Origin of the sequence: Moraxella sp. K127, from assembly GCF_015223095.1 — a bacterium.
Classification (GTDB): Bacteria; Pseudomonadota; Gammaproteobacteria; order Pseudomonadales; family Moraxellaceae; genus Moraxella.
Genome location: NZ_JADFBZ010000012.1, coordinates 1 through 14,899, shown reverse-complemented (window position 1 = coordinate 14,899; position 14,899 = coordinate 1). Strand labels below are relative to the sequence as shown.

14 protein-coding genes are annotated in these 14,899 nt (G+C 46.3%); 6 read left to right on the top strand and 8 right to left on the bottom strand.

The window, feature by feature from the left end; all coding sequences use genetic code 11:
- Positions 1-61: 61 nt before the first annotated feature.
- Both IM753_RS03990 and gltS read left to right on the top strand, forming a co-directional pair.
- Positions 62-229, top strand: a complete 168-nt coding sequence (locus tag IM753_RS03990) for a hypothetical protein (protein WP_156064926.1) — start codon at positions 62-64, stop codon at positions 227-229.
- Between the two features lie 213 nt (positions 230-442).
- On the top strand, positions 443-1,705 hold the full coding sequence (gene gltS / locus IM753_RS03985) for a sodium/glutamate symporter (RefSeq protein WP_065254855.1): 1,263 nt from the start codon (positions 443-445) through the stop codon (positions 1,703-1,705).
- Positions 1,706-2,098: 393 nt separating this feature from the next.
- On the opposite strand, the gene IM753_RS03980 is transcribed toward gltS, so the two are convergent.
- From IM753_RS03980 to IM753_RS03960, 5 genes are all read right to left on the bottom strand, one after another.
- Positions 2,099-2,254: a hypothetical protein gene (locus tag IM753_RS03980; RefSeq protein ID WP_194108728.1), complete on the bottom strand. Its 156-nt coding sequence runs from the start codon at positions 2,252-2,254 to the stop codon at positions 2,099-2,101.
- A 97-nt stretch (positions 2,255-2,351) separates the two neighbouring features.
- Positions 2,352-3,941: an inorganic phosphate transporter gene (locus tag IM753_RS03975; protein WP_065254854.1), complete on the bottom strand. Its 1,590-nt coding sequence runs from the start codon at positions 3,939-3,941 to the stop codon at positions 2,352-2,354.
- A 206-nt stretch (positions 3,942-4,147) separates the two neighbouring features.
- A complete protein-coding gene (locus tag IM753_RS03970) occupies positions 4,148-6,004 on the bottom strand; it encodes a Na/Pi cotransporter family protein (protein WP_194108727.1) in 1,857 nt (618 codons plus the stop codon).
- A 129-nt stretch (positions 6,005-6,133) separates the two neighbouring features.
- Entirely contained in the window at positions 6,134-8,545 is a 2,412-nt protein-coding gene (gene mrcB, locus IM753_RS03965) for a penicillin-binding protein 1B (protein WP_227713067.1), read from the bottom strand.
- Between the two features lie 335 nt (positions 8,546-8,880).
- Positions 8,881-9,777 (bottom strand): LysR family transcriptional regulator, encoded by an 897-nt coding sequence (locus IM753_RS03960; protein ID WP_065254853.1) that lies wholly within the window; start codon positions 9,775-9,777, stop codon positions 8,881-8,883.
- A gap of 356 nt (positions 9,778-10,133) precedes the next feature.
- Here IM753_RS03960 and IM753_RS03955 point away from each other — a divergent pair, with 356 nt between their 5' ends.
- From IM753_RS03955 to htpX, 3 genes are all read left to right on the top strand, one after another.
- A complete protein-coding gene (locus IM753_RS03955) occupies positions 10,134-10,736 on the top strand; it encodes a nitroreductase family protein (RefSeq protein WP_065254852.1) in 603 nt (200 codons plus the stop codon).
- 399 nt (positions 10,737-11,135) lie between these two features.
- A complete protein-coding gene (locus IM753_RS03950; RefSeq protein WP_065254851.1) occupies positions 11,136-11,987 on the top strand; it encodes a lytic transglycosylase domain-containing protein in 852 nt (283 codons plus the stop codon).
- Between the two features lie 163 nt (positions 11,988-12,150).
- On the top strand, positions 12,151-13,059 hold the full coding sequence (gene htpX / locus IM753_RS03945; protein ID WP_062501308.1) for a protease HtpX: 909 nt from the start codon (positions 12,151-12,153) through the stop codon (positions 13,057-13,059).
- 48 nt (positions 13,060-13,107) lie between these two features.
- Here the strand turns inward: htpX and IM753_RS03940 are convergent, their stop codons facing one another.
- From IM753_RS03940 to IM753_RS13270, 3 genes are all read right to left on the bottom strand, one after another.
- Positions 13,108-13,812: an LrgB family protein gene (locus IM753_RS03940; protein WP_194092570.1), complete on the bottom strand. Its 705-nt coding sequence runs from the start codon at positions 13,810-13,812 to the stop codon at positions 13,108-13,110.
- Entirely contained in the window at positions 13,809-14,222 is a 414-nt protein-coding gene (locus IM753_RS03935; protein WP_227713066.1) for a CidA/LrgA family protein, read from the bottom strand. The genes IM753_RS03940 and IM753_RS03935 overlap by 4 nt, the downstream gene beginning before the upstream one ends.
- Before the next feature lie 103 nt (positions 14,223-14,325).
- Positions 14,326-14,448, bottom strand: coding sequence for a hypothetical protein (locus IM753_RS13270; RefSeq protein WP_255518639.1), 123 nt, complete (start codon positions 14,446-14,448; stop codon positions 14,326-14,328).
- A 131-nt stretch (positions 14,449-14,579) separates the two neighbouring features.
- On the opposite strand from IM753_RS13270, the gene IM753_RS03930 reads away from it, so the two are divergent.
- Positions 14,580-14,873: a DUF2218 domain-containing protein gene (locus IM753_RS03930; RefSeq protein WP_065256745.1), complete on the top strand. Its 294-nt coding sequence runs from the start codon at positions 14,580-14,582 to the stop codon at positions 14,871-14,873.
- Positions 14,874-14,899 lie beyond the last annotated feature (26 nt).

Below are 14,899 nucleotides of genomic sequence, written 5' to 3'. Positions count from 1 at the left end.
CCCAAAAAAAGCGTATCAATGGATACGCTTTTTTAGCAATACAAGATTTAGGGATTTTACGATGAATCCATTAACTCGAATCATGCAAGTTGTTGTGGCGACGATTGGTGCAATTGTCATTGGTTTTTATTTTTATCAGTTGTACAAGTCAAAGCAAACCGATCCTTATCGGCAGGTCAATCCTTATTTGGGCGTGTTGAACTTTTGTATTTATAATAAAAGAACCTAAATTTGACAATCATATAAGAAAACATTGCACCTTACCCACACAAATCCACCCAAAATTATCATCTATTAGATCATGATTTGCTTTATTGTAACTTTTTGTATATAATACACCATTTTCAAATGATTTTTGTAAGTCATTGAAAATTATAGCTTTAAAAAAACTAACAATCGATTAAGCTCTTTTGGGGCGTATTATTTTAAATAAGGAGTTTGCATGGAACTCACCGAAATCACGCTAAACGGCTATCACACGCTGATTTTGGCAACCATCGTCCTACTTGTGGGACAATTTTTGGTTAAAAAGATTAAATTTTTGGAAGATTTTAACATCCCCGAACCTGTGGCGGGTGGCTTGCTTGCAGCTGCCATCATTTATTTTTTAAATTTCCAATACGGCTACGTTTTTAATATCCAAAGAGAATTACAGACCGCTTGCATGCTCATGTTTTTCTCATCCATCGGTCTGTCAGCAGATTTTCGCCGTCTAAAGGCAGGGGGCATGCCACTGGTTATCTTGACGGTACTGGTCGGCTTCTTCCTACTCGTCCAAAACGGCGTGGGCGTGGCACTGGCATCCATGCTCGGGCTTGACCCCATCATGGGACTGGTGGCAGGTTCTATCAGCTTGATTGGCGGTCATGGCACGGCAGGTGCGTGGGGTGCGACCCTTGAAAACGACTATGGCGTAACAGGGGCAGTGACCATGGGTATCGCGGCGGCGACTTATGGCTTGGTGGCAGGCGGTCTGATTGGCGGTCCTGTGGCAAAACGCCTGATCAAAAAAATGGGCGTACAAGCCGTCAATACCGCACCAAACAACGCCAATCTTGACAAAACAGACACTAGCAACGACGCTAACAACACCGTCTTTGAAAAATCTGACAGCGTACGCCTTATTACTGCCGTCTCTGCGGTGGAGACGTTGGCTTTGTTTGCGGTGTGCTTGGTGGCTGCCGATTATATGAGCGGTGTTGCCAAAGACATTGAGTGGTTAGCTCAGCTCAAAGTGCCAACCTTTGTGTGGGCGTTGGCTACGGGCGTGATTTTGCGTAACGTATTGACCAGCATCTTTAATTTTGATATGTTTGACCGTGCCATTGATGTCTTTGGTAATGCATCTTTGAGCCTGTTTCTGGCGATGGCACTCATGTCATTAAAACTGTGGGAACTTGCCGACCTAGCAGGACCTTTGGTTGTCATCTTAGTGACACAAACCATTGTGATGATTTTGTTTGCCTATTTTGTGACGTTTAGAGTCATGGGTAAAAACTACGATTCGGCAGTACTGGCGGCAGGTCATTGTGGTTTTGGTATGGGTGCAACCCCGACTGCTGTTGCCAATATGCAAGCAGTTACCGACCGCTATGGTGCATCTCACAAGGCATTTTTGATTATCCCGATGGTGGGGGCGTTCTTTGTGGACTTAATGAACTTAGTGGTGCTACAAGGCTTCTTGATGTTGCCATTTATGAAATAATCCATACAAATAAAAAGGCGTATCGTTGAGTACGCCTTTTTTTTGTTGCTTGCATGTTCAAAAAAACTTTTTATAAACACACCCTAAAAACCAACCTTTTACCAAAGGGCAAATCAATTTGTCCCTACAAATCCACCCAATCATCAATACCGCATCAAATTCACCAATCCACCACATCCCACCCCTGCTCTGTTGCATGAGCGGTTAATATCTCATCAGGGCAAACACACACCGCCTTATCAGCAAACGTTAAAAGCGGTAAATCATTTTTTGAATCTGACTAAGTGATAAGTTTGTCAAAACAAATGCCATTGTCATCGGCGGTTTTTATCTAGGACGTGCCTGCCATTGATAACATTTTTATAAAATAAGATGAAAATTTAACGCTTTTATCTATTTTGCATGAAAAATCTCACCATCCTTAAAGCTAGGCAAATCCGTCACGCCCCCTGTATAGGCATTATCCACCACTTCTAGGTGTGTTGCCAACGCATGTCTAGCAAACTTGATATTTGTCACAGGCTTGTAGGGGCTATATCCAAACATCATTGCATTTGTGGTAATTTTAAAGTTCCTTGGGGATAACAGCCTTTAAATTTTTGCCAACAAAAAAGAGCGGTAAATCCGCTCTTTTTTAATTTTATCATCAGCCAAATATCGCTGACAATGCCACAAACGCCACCGCACTAATCGCCCCCGCCGCAGGGAGCGTGATGATCCACGCAAGCCCGATGGGTTTCATGAGTTTCCAGTTGGTGTTTTTATTGACAAGTCCAATGCCAAGCACCGCCCCGACAAGGATATGCGTACTGGATACAGGAATACCAAGGCTTGACGCCCCCATGACCACCGCCGCCGCCGCAAGCTCGGCAGAAAATCCTGACGCTGGGTGCATTTCGGTCAAATTTGTCCCAACAGTTTGGATAACTTCTTTGCCAATAAACCAAAGCCCCACGATAAGCGACACACCAAAGGTAACCAGTACAGGAGCAGGCACGGTGGCTTTGGCGGCAATGGCGTTTTCACGGATAACGTCCATAATCGCCACAAAAGGTCCAACGGCATTGGCAATGTCGTTTGAACCGTGTGAGAAAGCAAAGGCACAAGCGGTAAACACCTGCATCCAGCTAAACATGATAAAGGTCGCTTTCCCCAAATCCTCTTTGTGCTTACCACGAATGGTCTTGGTATAGATAAAGGCGGTCAGCCACACCATCGCCCCAATCATGCCCATGACAAGGGCAGAATGCAAGGTGGATAGGTTTAGCCCTGTGTTTTTTAACCCCTTAAACACCACCATCGCTGTCATCACGACCGCACCCAAAGCAGCGATAAGTGGCACCCATGTTTTGAGTGCTTTTAGGGTGTCTAGGTTTTCACGCTTGTGTTCAATGGCGTGCAACTCTTTATAATAGCCTGTTTCTAGCTCATCGGCACTGTCCACTTCTTTATAAATCTCTTGGTCACGCAGTAAGGCGGTGGTGTAGTCCAGTTTATTCTCTTCTGGTAGGTTTTCAAAATGTTCTTTTTGGCGGGCTTTTAGGGCTTTTTTCTCCGCTTTTAGCTCTTTGACCTTGATTTCCATGTGGTCGTTGTACGCCAAAATGTTCTTTTTAACCAGCCCATAAATAACATAGGACAACGCCCCGCCTAGTACAGGGGAGAGCACCCAAGAGATGGCAATCTCGCCGATTTTTGACCATTTAACAGTGGATAAAGCAAGCTCAGACCCACCCAGATTCACGCCAAGCACGATAGACGACCCCACGATACCCCCGATGATGGCATGTGTGGTGGAGACAGGCAGACCCCGCTTGGTGGCAAACAGTAGCCAAAACGCCGCCGCGATGAGTGCTGAGAGCATAAGATAAATAAACTGATTGGGCGACACCCCCAAATCGGAGATGTCCACGATACCACTGCGTATCGTGTCAGTCACGGCAGCCCCTGCCAAGACCGCCCCAGAGACTTCAAAAATCGCCGCCACGGCTAGGGCTTGGGTAACACTGAGCGTCCCTGCTCCGACTGACGTACCAAAGGAGTTGGCGACATCGTTACCACCGATGTTAAACGCCATAAAAATCCCAAAAAATGATGCCACCAAAAACAGCACAACTTGCTGATGATTGGTATAATCAAGTCCCCACATCACAAAATAGACACTAATACCTAACATCAATAAGGCAAAAAAGACATTCGCCGCCATGGGCGTGGACTGCTTTGCTGAATTTACCATAAAATCCGCCAAGGGTTGGTTAAATTAAAAGAATATGACAATAAAAAAGCCCTACCCATTCAATCCTTAAATGGGCAACGCCACTACTATTTAATCTGAATCGTCATGGATAACATGGTTGTATCCAAAAATCGTTGCATTATAAAAGTCAAATATGACAGTTATATGACAATTTTAACACATTTCATAAGTTTTGGGAAAATGTATCAAAATGTTATGATTGTTTGCTTTTTTGACAGCATTAACGTGCCTGACAACAAAACATCTCGCCTGCCCCCATCAGAAGTTCTAGCACACCATCCATCTTCAATGCGTTTGACATAGCTAATATCATTCATGAGCGATGATGCCTGTTCGCCATCAAGTACGCCATCTCGCAGGCGGTCAAATACCTGCCCACGCATTTCATCAAGCCCATCAGCATGGCGAATGAGCGTGTCTATGTGCATGACCCATTTTTGTGAACCCAGCTTCACCTCCCCCGCCTTGGCAAGGGCTTGTAGTGAGACAAACAAATGCTCTCTAAGATAGCGGTATTCTTGACCGATGTCATTGATGTCGCCATCTTTTTTGTCATTCTTTACATCAACCGCCAAAAACTTTGCCATATTCTTTTGCAAATGCTTGGCATCTTTAACCATACCCAGTAGTGTAAACGCCACCAGGTGAATGGCAGTCAGCTCATCTTGGCGGGTGTCGGTCTCATCCACGTCCATTTTACTAACAAAGTCCAAAATCTCACTGTATAAAGGCTTAATCTGCCACTCGTACAAAGTCTGCACATTCGGTTCAAAAGGCGGTGTGGGGGCAGTGGGCGACTCGTCTTTTTTGTAAATATCATCGCTTGGCACAAAGACAGCGTGCGACATCACTTCCATACTAAGGCTTGCCAAATGGCGAATCTCTTGGGATACCGCTCGCAGGGCAATATCTGCCGACATCAAGGCATTGGGGTCAAGATGGCGTGGCATGACTGCCTGTGAGCCATCGGGCAGAAGTTTGGTGTTGGCTTTGTCGGGCAGGATTTTGGTTAAAGCATTGGCAAGATTGCCCTGCCACCGCCAAAACACCGCAATGCCAAACACGTTAAAGAGCGTATGAAATAAGGCAAGCTGTATCAAAGGCGGAAAATTGGCAAGCTCGGCAATGGTGTCCACTATCGTGGTCATCGGCATCCAAAGCACAAAGGTCAAAAGAGCCGTTACCCCATTAAAAATCAGGTGTGCCAACGCAAGGCGTTGTCCTGCTCGCTCGCTACTTATCATGCCCATGATGGCAGTTGTGGCAGATGAGCCTAAGTTTGAACCAACCGCAATGGCAAAGGCTTGGGGAATGGTGATTTGTGTACTGGCAAGGGCGGTCAAGGTTAAAATCAGCGTGGCATGGGACGACTGCAACACGCACGTTAATAAAAACCCAATCCCTGCAAAGGTCAGCACTTCTAAGGTTGGGCTAAAATTCAAAGACGCAAAATCAAGCTGTCCGCCAAACGCCCCAAAGCCTGATTTGATGGCATCAATACCCATAAAAATAAGTGCCACCCCCACCAATATCCGCCCTACCGCCTTGGGCTGACCACCAAAAAACCCAAGCAAAATCCCAAAGACAAGCATGGGAATGGCAACAGGCGATAAGCTCACGCTTTGCCCTGCCAAGGCAAGTAGCCAAATGCCTGTCGTTGCCCCAAGGTTTGTACCAAAAATAATGGCAATACCGCCAGCAAGCGTAATCATGCCCGTCCCCAAAAAGGCAATGGTCAAAAGTGATACAAGCGTACTGGACTGCAAAATAAAGGTAGAACCTACCCCAAACAAAAAGCCCTTGGCAGGTGTGGCGGTGCTTTTTGTCATGAGGCGTTCAAGTGTCCCGCCTGCCGTGCTGTGTAAGCCCTCCTCTATGCACTGCATACCAAACAAAAACAACGCAAGTCCATAGCACAGATGTAGCCATGCTGAGCTGTACCAAAAGGACAAGCCAAGCCCCACGGCAAAGACGACAAGCATGAGATGGTGTAGGTAGTTTTTGCGTTTCATGATGAACACTTCATGATTGGTATGTGGCATGAACAAAAACCACGACAATCCTATTTTACAGTTTTGTCATGGCTTTGTTACGGTTTTGTCACTATTTTGTCATAAATCAATGATAGCAGTATTGATTTGATTTTGCAAATGGTTTTTAATGGCTATACATCAAAAACTCTCTTCTGCTTCCACTTCCGCTTCCACATCACCATAGACTACATCTTCTGCGGTCTCATCAGCCACCTCGCCATAGACCACTTCACCATCATCAATGACCTCTTCGCCATCTTCGCTGATGGTCTCATCATCCTCATCCAAATACTGTTCATCTAGGCATGACGAGCTTTCTTTGGGGGCGTGCTTGCTTAGCACAGGGACATACATGGCACGCTCGCACATCTCATCTGAGAGCAGCCCTGTCTCGCCATCAAGCCACAGCCATGTCACATCACTGCTTTGGCTAAAATGCACAGGGGCTAAGTTAAGCCGTCTCATATAATCCGCCCAAATCGGCAATGCCCCCGACCCCCCTGTCAGTCCGATAGGCTTATTGTCATCGCGTCCAACCCACACCACCGAAACATAGTTGCCACTAAACCCTGCAAACCACGCATCACGGGCATCATTGGTCGTGCCTGTTTTGCCAGCGAGTTTATAAGTACTGCCAATCTTACCCATGCCTTTGGCGGTGCCATCTTTGACCACTTGTTGCAGACCGAAGTTTGTTACCGTCATGACCTCGGGTGGTATGCGTGCCGTTGATTTGATGTTGTCATCTGTTCGCTGAATCACTTTACCCGTCTCGCTGATGACCTGACGAATGCTATGAATGGGGGTGTGATAGCCACCACTGGCAAAGACTTGATACACCCCGAGCATGTCCATGGGCGACAAATCCACCGCCCCGAGCATGACCGATGGGTAGTGGGGAATGTCACTCTCCACCCCCAACTGGCGTAGCTGTTTGGCGAACACATCCACCCCAAAATCCATGCCGACATTGACCGCCGACTGGTTATAAGAGTTGGCAAGGGCGTTGAGCATGGGGACATCGCCATAGCTTCTGCCAGCATAGTTTTTGGGTGTCCATGATTTGCCACCGGCAGGATAGGCGATGGGTTCATCTTTGATGGGGGTTGCCCAGTGGTATTTGCCCGACTGGATGGCAGTCATATAGATGACAGGCTTTAACAGCGAGCCGACTTGTCGTTTTGAATCAATGGCACGATTAAACCCCGTAAAGTCGCTAGCACTACCCACGATGGCAACGAGCTCGCCTGTGGCAGGGTCGGCACTGACCAACGCCCCTTGTAAATTTTTGCTTTTATTGCCTTTTTTATTTAAATGCTCACTGATGGCTTTATCTGCCGACATTTGGGCAATCGGGTCTAGCGTGGAGATGATTTTTAGCCCCGCCCCACGCAAATCGCTGTCTTTATAATACCGTCTTAGCTCACGACTGACCGCATCAAAAAAATCAGGGAATTTGGGCTTGGCGATGGCAGGGGTTTTGACCACACCCAGTGGTCGCTGGGCTGCTTCATTATACTCATCTTGGCTGATTTTACCCATGACCAGCATGTTGTGTAGCACGGTGTTACGGCGTTCGGTCGCCCGCTCGGGATGTTTTCTGGGGTTGTAATAGCTTGACCCTTTGGCAACCCCAACAAGCAAGGCATACTGGTCAAGGCTCAGCTCCGATATGGGCTTGTCAAAATAAAAATGCGACGCAATGCCAAAGCCATTGACCGAACGATTGCCATTTTGCCCTAGATTAATCTCATTTAAATACGCCAGCAAAATCGCATCTTTGCTATAATGACGTTCCAACAGCAGAGCCATCAAGGCTTCATTTGCCTTGCGTTTTAGGGTGCGTTCGGAGTTTAGGTAGAAGTTTTTGATGAGCTGTTGGGTAATGGTCGAACCGCCTTGACGTTCGCCCCCTGTGATGTTGGAGAGCAACGCTCGGCTCGTGCCACGCAGTGAAATGCCATAATGCTCATAAAAACCACGGTCTTCTGTCGCAATGAGTGCATCCACCAACTGTCTCGGCATGGTGTCTTTGGTCAGCAAAATGCGGTCTTCGTTATTCTCAGGATAGATACCGCCAATGTTAATCGGCTCCAAACGCACCGCCCCATCTGTATTGGGATTGGTGCTTTGGATTTTGGTCACTTTGCCAGCGTTAAAGGTGATTTTTAGCACCTGTGCTGAGTCTATCTCACCATCACCATAATCAAACCCCCGTGTATGCACCGTGTAGGTACTGCCCGATTTCTCATAACGCCCCGTCTGATTAACATCGCCTTGGCTGTATCCTAGCATGTCAAGCCACGCCTTAAAATTGGCATCAGAGATCGCCACGCCCTGCTCCAAATCCAGCGGACGAGAATAGACCGTGGCGGGAATGTCCCAACGGCGATTTTCAAATTTACTGACAATCTCGCTGTTTAACTTATAGGCATACATCGCCAAAAACACGAGTCCTGCGATGATGATGACCAACAGCAAAAACCCAACAAGCATCAGCCCCTGTTCTGATTTTGGTGAGCGGTTGGGGATTTTTTTATGATTTAGCATGATAATCATTGTTAAAATATTAAAAGTGTCATATCATAACGTTAAAATCGGGCATTTGGCAAGTGAAAAAACCATGGAAAACCACCCAAATGTTACAGGTAGCTGACAGGATATGATCAGAACGTACCGAGCATTGATAATATTTTTATAAAAAGAAAACAAAATTTTACCCCATTCTCAACTTTGTATGAGTGATTGTTTTATCAAGGGCAAATTGCAATTCACCCCTACAACCCGAAAATAATCATTGAAGAATCAGTAAGTTGTAATTTTAAGTTGAAATTGAAATAAATTTTAAAAATTTTAATCTATTTTGCATGAAAAATGGCTAAATTCTAACCATCCAATTTTTCCACCATAAAATCAATAAACGCCCGTACTCTGGCACTCAAAAACGCCCTATCCACATACACCGCATAGAGTGTGACCGACAACAGCTCATAATCAGCAAGCAGTCGCACCAGTCGCCCATCTGCCAAATCATGCTCAACAAGCCAGCTTGGGGCATAGCCAATCCCCGCCCCTGCCCGCACCAGCTCACTAATCATGGGCGTGTCATTGCTGTACATGGACGGCTTGGGGTTTAGTACAAATTCCGCTTGCGTGGCGTGATGATAAATGGACACGTTGTCCATTTTGACATACGTCGGCAATATCACCCGATGACAAGCAGAGTCATTTAGCTCATCGGGCGTGGTCGGCGTGCCATGGCGTGACAGATAGTCAGGGCTTGCCACCAGATAAAAATCCATGCGTGTCAAAGGGCGGGCTATCAAGGATGGCTTGGGGTCGTGGGTGATTCGCAGTGCCAAATCAAAACCATCCGCCACCAAATCCACGAACTGATTAGACAGCGAGACATTCAAAATCACGTCAGGATAACGTGCCTGAAATTCACTCAAATAGCCTGCCATCTTGGGATTGGCAAACCATCTGGGCATGGTGATTTTTAACATGCCACGCACGCCATCGGTTGCCCCTTGGGCGGTCTCTTTGGCACTGTCTAACAGTTCCAAAGCGTACAGCGACTCACGGTAATACTGCTCGCCTGCATCAGTCAGATGAATGTTGCGACTGTTTCTATGCAACAGCTTGGTGCCGAGCGTGCGTTCTAAATGGGCGACGTGCTTACTGGTCATCGCCACCGACATGTCTAGACTGTCGGCAGATTTGGTAAAACTGCCTGTCAAAACCACTTGATGAAAGACTTTGATACTGGTGAGTGTATCCATGTTGGGGTTCTTATATTAAAAGCAATATTTTTAAAAGTGTGTTAAATGGCAAAACATACACCCGAGAAACTTTAAAATTACCACAAACATAATGAAGTTTTGGTGTAGGGGCGTGCTGTGCACGCCTATAAAAATTGGCATGTTATCAAAGGACGTGCGGAGCCAGTCCCTACAAAGCCTGTGGTAAATATTAAGTTTGTTAGGTGTACTTAACAAAACCATTTTACCATTATAAACCTTTTCTTAATAAGAAACAAATCTTTAACAAAACGACTATTGTTTTCTTATTGTTTTAATTTATAATAAATCCCATCTCATTTACCTTTTATTTATTTTTATCCAACAAGGAACACCCCATGACGACCCAAACCCTACAAGCCACCGCCGAACTTCGCCGTTCTATCTACGCCCTAGACAAAAACAGCCCCCTAACCAGCGTACAAATCGACCAAATCGTTGAACACGCCCTACTCCACACGCCATCATCATTTAACTCACAGTCCACTCGCCTTGTGGTGCTACACGGGGCTGAACACGAAAAACTGTGGGATGCCACCACCGAGATTTTGCGTGGTATCGTGCCTGCTGAGAATTTTGCCCCCACCCAAGACAAATTAAACGCCTTTAAAGCAGGGGCAGGCACGGTGCTGTTTTTTGAAGACACCGACGTGGTTAAAGGCTTGCAAGAGCAGTTCCCTGCTTATGCCGACAACTTCCCCATTTGGGCAGGTCACGCTAATGCCATGGTGCAGTATGCCATCTGGACAACCCTAGCTTCTGCCAATGTCGGTGCCAACTTACAGCACTACAACCCACTCATTAATGACTTCGTGGCAAGCGAATGGGACGTACCTAGCAACTGGCAACTGGTCGCCCAAATGGTCTTTGGCGGTATCGTCGCCCCTGCTGGCGAGAAAACTTTCGCCCCTGTGGCAGAACGCTTAAAAGTTTTTGGTTAATCAACAAACAAATAAACACAGCACAGCGATAAAACCAAGATAAAAATCTTGGTTTTTTAGGGCATGCCTACCCTTTATAACACCATTTAAAATTTGGAAATATTGTAAAAATAAAAGGATGTTTTTGCATGAAAAATGGCTATCCGACCACTTAATTTAAAAAGTTAAGTTAAAATCTTAAAAATCTACCCAGTTAAGTGGTCGGATTGTGGCTCGAAGGCAAAAACTTGTCTGATAGAACGACTATCAGCCTGCGTTTTTCCTTGAAAAACGGGCGACTCCCCTGCTTTTTTAAACAGGCATTTTTCATTGCAAATATATAAAGGCAGGCACACCCTATTTAAAAATAAATTTTTATGTTATAATTAGGGTATTTACCATTTTAACAACCAAAAGACCATGACCCATATTTTTTTAAGTCGCCTACTGCCCATCGCCCTAGTCTCTGCTGTTGCCACTCATGCCACAGCCAACACCATCTATGTCTACGAAGACGGCGATAACGGACAAAAATTTTTGACCAATGTCCAACAAAACGCCAGTGGCACCAAAAAATTCACCCAAATCAGCGTTACTTATTATCCTGACACCAAATTACACTCTAACGGCAACATCCCTAGCACCTACAACCCAACGACTGCCGCCACACCCAGTCGCAGTGCTAACCGTAACGCCTACGACCATTTAATCCGTGCCGCCGCTGCTCGTCATGGTGTAGACCCTGCCCTTGTCAAAGCCATCATTCACACCGAATCCGCCTTCAACCCAAATGCTCGCTCACCCGTCGGGGCAATGGGACTCATGCAACTCATGCCCGGCACCGCCCGAGACATGGGCGTAAGTAACGCTTGGGACCCCGTCCAAAACATCGAAGGCGGGGTAAAATACATCGCATGGCTACAACGCCAATTTCGCAACCGTGACCACGTTGTCGCTGCCTATAATGCAGGTCTGGGCAATGTTCGCAAGCATGGTGGCATCCCTCCATTTCGCGAAACCCAAAACTACGTCCGCTCGGTAAACAGCCGTTATGCCAGTCTCTATCGCCATGATACGGGTATCATCGGGGGTGGCACGCACTTGGCAATGAACCAAAACTTTACCACGCCTGCCCCGACCACCTTACAAGTACCCAGCTCATCAGGTGTTCAAAATGTCAGCATTACCTACACAACCCCAAATAATAACTACGCCACCCCCCAAAACCCCAGTGTTGGTAGTGGTTCAGGGCGTATTTATATCCATAAATAATGTGCTTGTAACTGGTTGATTTTAAAAAATATCTGATTTTTTATAAAAATAATCAATCAGTTACACAAATACCATTTAAATTTTTAACGTCATGCCCCATAATAGCAGTAATGCCAATGGGGGCATTTTTATTTTGCAACTTTTATTTTAAGGAAAATTTACCGTGTTACGCATTGGTTTATTTTTACTCACCAACGTCGCCGTCATGGTCGTGGCAGGTATCGCCTTTTTCATCCTAAGCAGAGTCTTTGGATTGGGCGGTGTGCATGGACCAGGCGGACTTCAATATGGTTCGCTTGCCGTCATGTGTCTGTGCTATGGCATGATTGGCTCAATGATTTCTTTGTTTTTGTCAAAATGGATGGCAAAAAAATCCACAGGTACGGTCATCATTGAACGTCCCAGTAACGCCACCGAGCAGTGGCTTGTGGATACCGTCGCCAAACAAGCCAAAGCCGTCGGTATTGGCATGCCTGAAGTGGGTATTTTTGACAACGCCCAACCCAACGCCTTTGCCACAGGTTGGAACAAAAACTCAGCCCTAGTTGCTGTCTCATCAGGACTACTGCACACCATGACCGCCGATGAAGTCGAAGCAGTATTGGCTCACGAAATCGGACACGTTGCCAATGGCGACATGGTGACGCTTGCCTTGATTCAAGGTGTGGTGAACGCCTTTGTCATGTTCTTTGCCCGTATCATTGGCTCATTTGTGGACCAAGTGGTCTTTAAAAACGAAAGCGACTCCCCTGGTATTGGTTACTTTGTGACCAGTATCGTCATGGATATCTTGCTTGGCTTCTTGGCAAGTGCCATCGTCATGTGGTTCTCTCGCTTGCGTGAATACCGTGCCGACGAGATGGGGGCAAAACTTGCTAGCCGTGACAAGATGATTAGTGCCTTAAACGCCCTACGTCCTGCCGAAGCTCGCCCCGACCAAATGCCAGAGAGCATGAAAGCCTTTGCCATTTCTAGCGGTCAATCCCAAGGATTTAGCATTGCCAATCTGTTCCGCACGCACCCGACATTGGATGAGCGTATCGCAGCACTACAAAAACTGCCTGCCAATTAACACCATGTTATCATGTTATAAAAAATCCCCTTGATTGGGGATTTTTTATTAGAGTAGCCACGGCACAATTACAGGGGCTAAAAATGCCGTTAAAATACCATTTAAAATCAGCCCCACCGTCGCATACGCCACAAACCTTGACCCCATCTGCATGACCCGCACCGTACCAAGGGCGTGCGACGCTGTCCCCATGGATAGCCCCCACGCCATGGGGCGAGTGGATTTGACAAATAACAATACGCCTATACCCATCATCTGCCCCACCACACCTGCGATGAGTACGGTACTGGCGGTAATGCCCATCACCCCATCTAATTTATCAGTGACTTCGATGGCAATCGGCATGGTGACGGATTTAGGAGCGATGGCAATAGCACTTTGCTCGCTACCGCCCATCAGACGCACGAGCCACACCCCTGAAATGATGCCTGTGAGCGAGCCTAGCAGTTGTGAGATGATGATGGGAAACCACTGCGAGCGAATTTTTTGCCACTGAACATAAAGCGGAATGGCGAGTGCCACGACCGCAGGCTGCAACCAAAAGGTCAGCTGACGACTCGCCTGCTCAAAGCTCGCCCACTCAATGTTTAGCATTTTTAGCAGGATGATGACCACGATGGTCGTGATGAGCGTGGGATTGATGAGCTGATTTTTAAAGCGGGCTTTGATGTGCATACAGCCATGAAAGACAGCGATGAGCATGAACAGCAGAAAAAAAGGGCTGTTTAACAACTCTGATAGTTCAGCGTTCATAAGTTGCCCCCTTGGTTTGACCGTCCTTGATGCCTGGCTTTTTGGGCGTGCCGCAGCCACTCATAGGATTTGCCCGTCACAATCAGCACCAGCAGTGTGCTGATGGCAGTCGCCCCAATCAGCACCCCCAAATCCGCCCGAATGATGTCAAGATACTGCATGATGGAGATACAGGCAGGCACGACCATTAGCACCAAATAGTCCAGTAAGGTCTTGGCAAGGCTCTGTACCGTCTCTAACTTAACCACGCCTGCCTGCAACGCCCCAAATAGGATAATCAGCCCAATCACACTCGGGGGCAGGGGCAATCCTGTCAAGGCAATAAAAATCTCGCCCAAAAACACACACCCAAAAATAATCAAAAATGCTTTTAAAATCATGACGGTTTTATCCGACCCAAAGATACCCAAGATGACGTATTGTACAAAACTTTATGGCATTTTGCACCGCTTAATTTAGGGCGTGCCTACCATTGATAACATTTTTATAAAATAAGATGAAAGTTTGACAATTTCAATCAATTTTTGCATGAAAAATGGCTAAATCTTGTTTTTCTGCGTCAAAAACTTGTCTGATAGAATGACTATCAGCCTGCGTTTTTTCCTTGAAAAACGTGCGATTTTTCTCATTTTTCATTGCAAATACCAAAGGCAGGCACGCCCTAAGATTGTTATTTTATTTTGTTAAATTTGATAAAAAGGCTTGATTTAGTGAAAATAGGTCTTATTTAATAGTTGTTATTTTTCCACATTATCACAGGAGATGATATGCCACACGTTCGTGTTCGCACCACCGAAGGGGCAAGACTTGCCAAACGTCTAACTAACCACTTTCGCCATAAAGTAGAAGTTACCGAGACTGACACGGGCTATTTGGTCAAAATGGCAGGGGCAGACGTTGTATTGACACCCCACGATGATGAGCTGTATATTGAGTACACTCGCAACGAAACCACTGACAGTCCCGAACGCCCTTATGATGAGACTCGCCTACGCTTTGTCATCACCGACCATTTAGACCGCATGGCAAATCAGACATTTGAGTACGATTGGCAAGATTAAATTTAGGGCAATAAAAAAGGGCAATC

Excerpts from the sequence above, each read along its gene's own strand:
- IM753_RS03990 (WP_156064926.1), top strand. The coding sequence starts at position 62 with ATGAATCCATTAACTCGAATCATGCAAGTTGTTGTGGCGACGATTGGT.
- gltS (WP_065254855.1), top strand. The coding sequence starts at position 443 with ATGGAACTCACCGAAATCACGCTAAACGGCTATCACACGCTGATTTTG.
- IM753_RS03980 (WP_194108728.1), bottom strand. The coding sequence starts at position 2,254 with ATGATGTTTGGATATAGCCCCTACAAGCCTGTGACAAATATCAAGTTT.
- IM753_RS03975 (WP_065254854.1), bottom strand. The coding sequence starts at position 3,941 with ATGGTAAATTCAGCAAAGCAGTCCACGCCCATGGCGGCGAATGTCTTT.
- IM753_RS03970 (WP_194108727.1), bottom strand. The coding sequence starts at position 6,004 with ATGCCACATACCAATCATGAAGTGTTCATCATGAAACGCAAAAACTAC.
- mrcB (WP_227713067.1), bottom strand. The coding sequence starts at position 8,545 with ATGCTAAATCATAAAAAAATCCCCAACCGCTCACCAAAATCAGAACAG.
- IM753_RS03960 (WP_065254853.1), bottom strand. The coding sequence starts at position 9,777 with ATGGATACACTCACCAGTATCAAAGTCTTTCATCAAGTGGTTTTGACA.
- IM753_RS03955 (WP_065254852.1), top strand. The coding sequence starts at position 10,134 with ATGACGACCCAAACCCTACAAGCCACCGCCGAACTTCGCCGTTCTATC.
- IM753_RS03950 (WP_065254851.1), top strand. The coding sequence starts at position 11,136 with ATGACCCATATTTTTTTAAGTCGCCTACTGCCCATCGCCCTAGTCTCT.
- IM753_RS03940 (WP_194092570.1), bottom strand. The coding sequence starts at position 13,812 with ATGAACGCTGAACTATCAGAGTTGTTAAACAGCCCTTTTTTTCTGCTG.
- IM753_RS13270 (WP_255518639.1), bottom strand. The coding sequence starts at position 14,448 with ATGAAAAATGAGAAAAATCGCACGTTTTTCAAGGAAAAAACGCAGGCT.
- IM753_RS03930 (WP_065256745.1), top strand. The coding sequence starts at position 14,580 with ATGCCACACGTTCGTGTTCGCACCACCGAAGGGGCAAGACTTGCCAAA.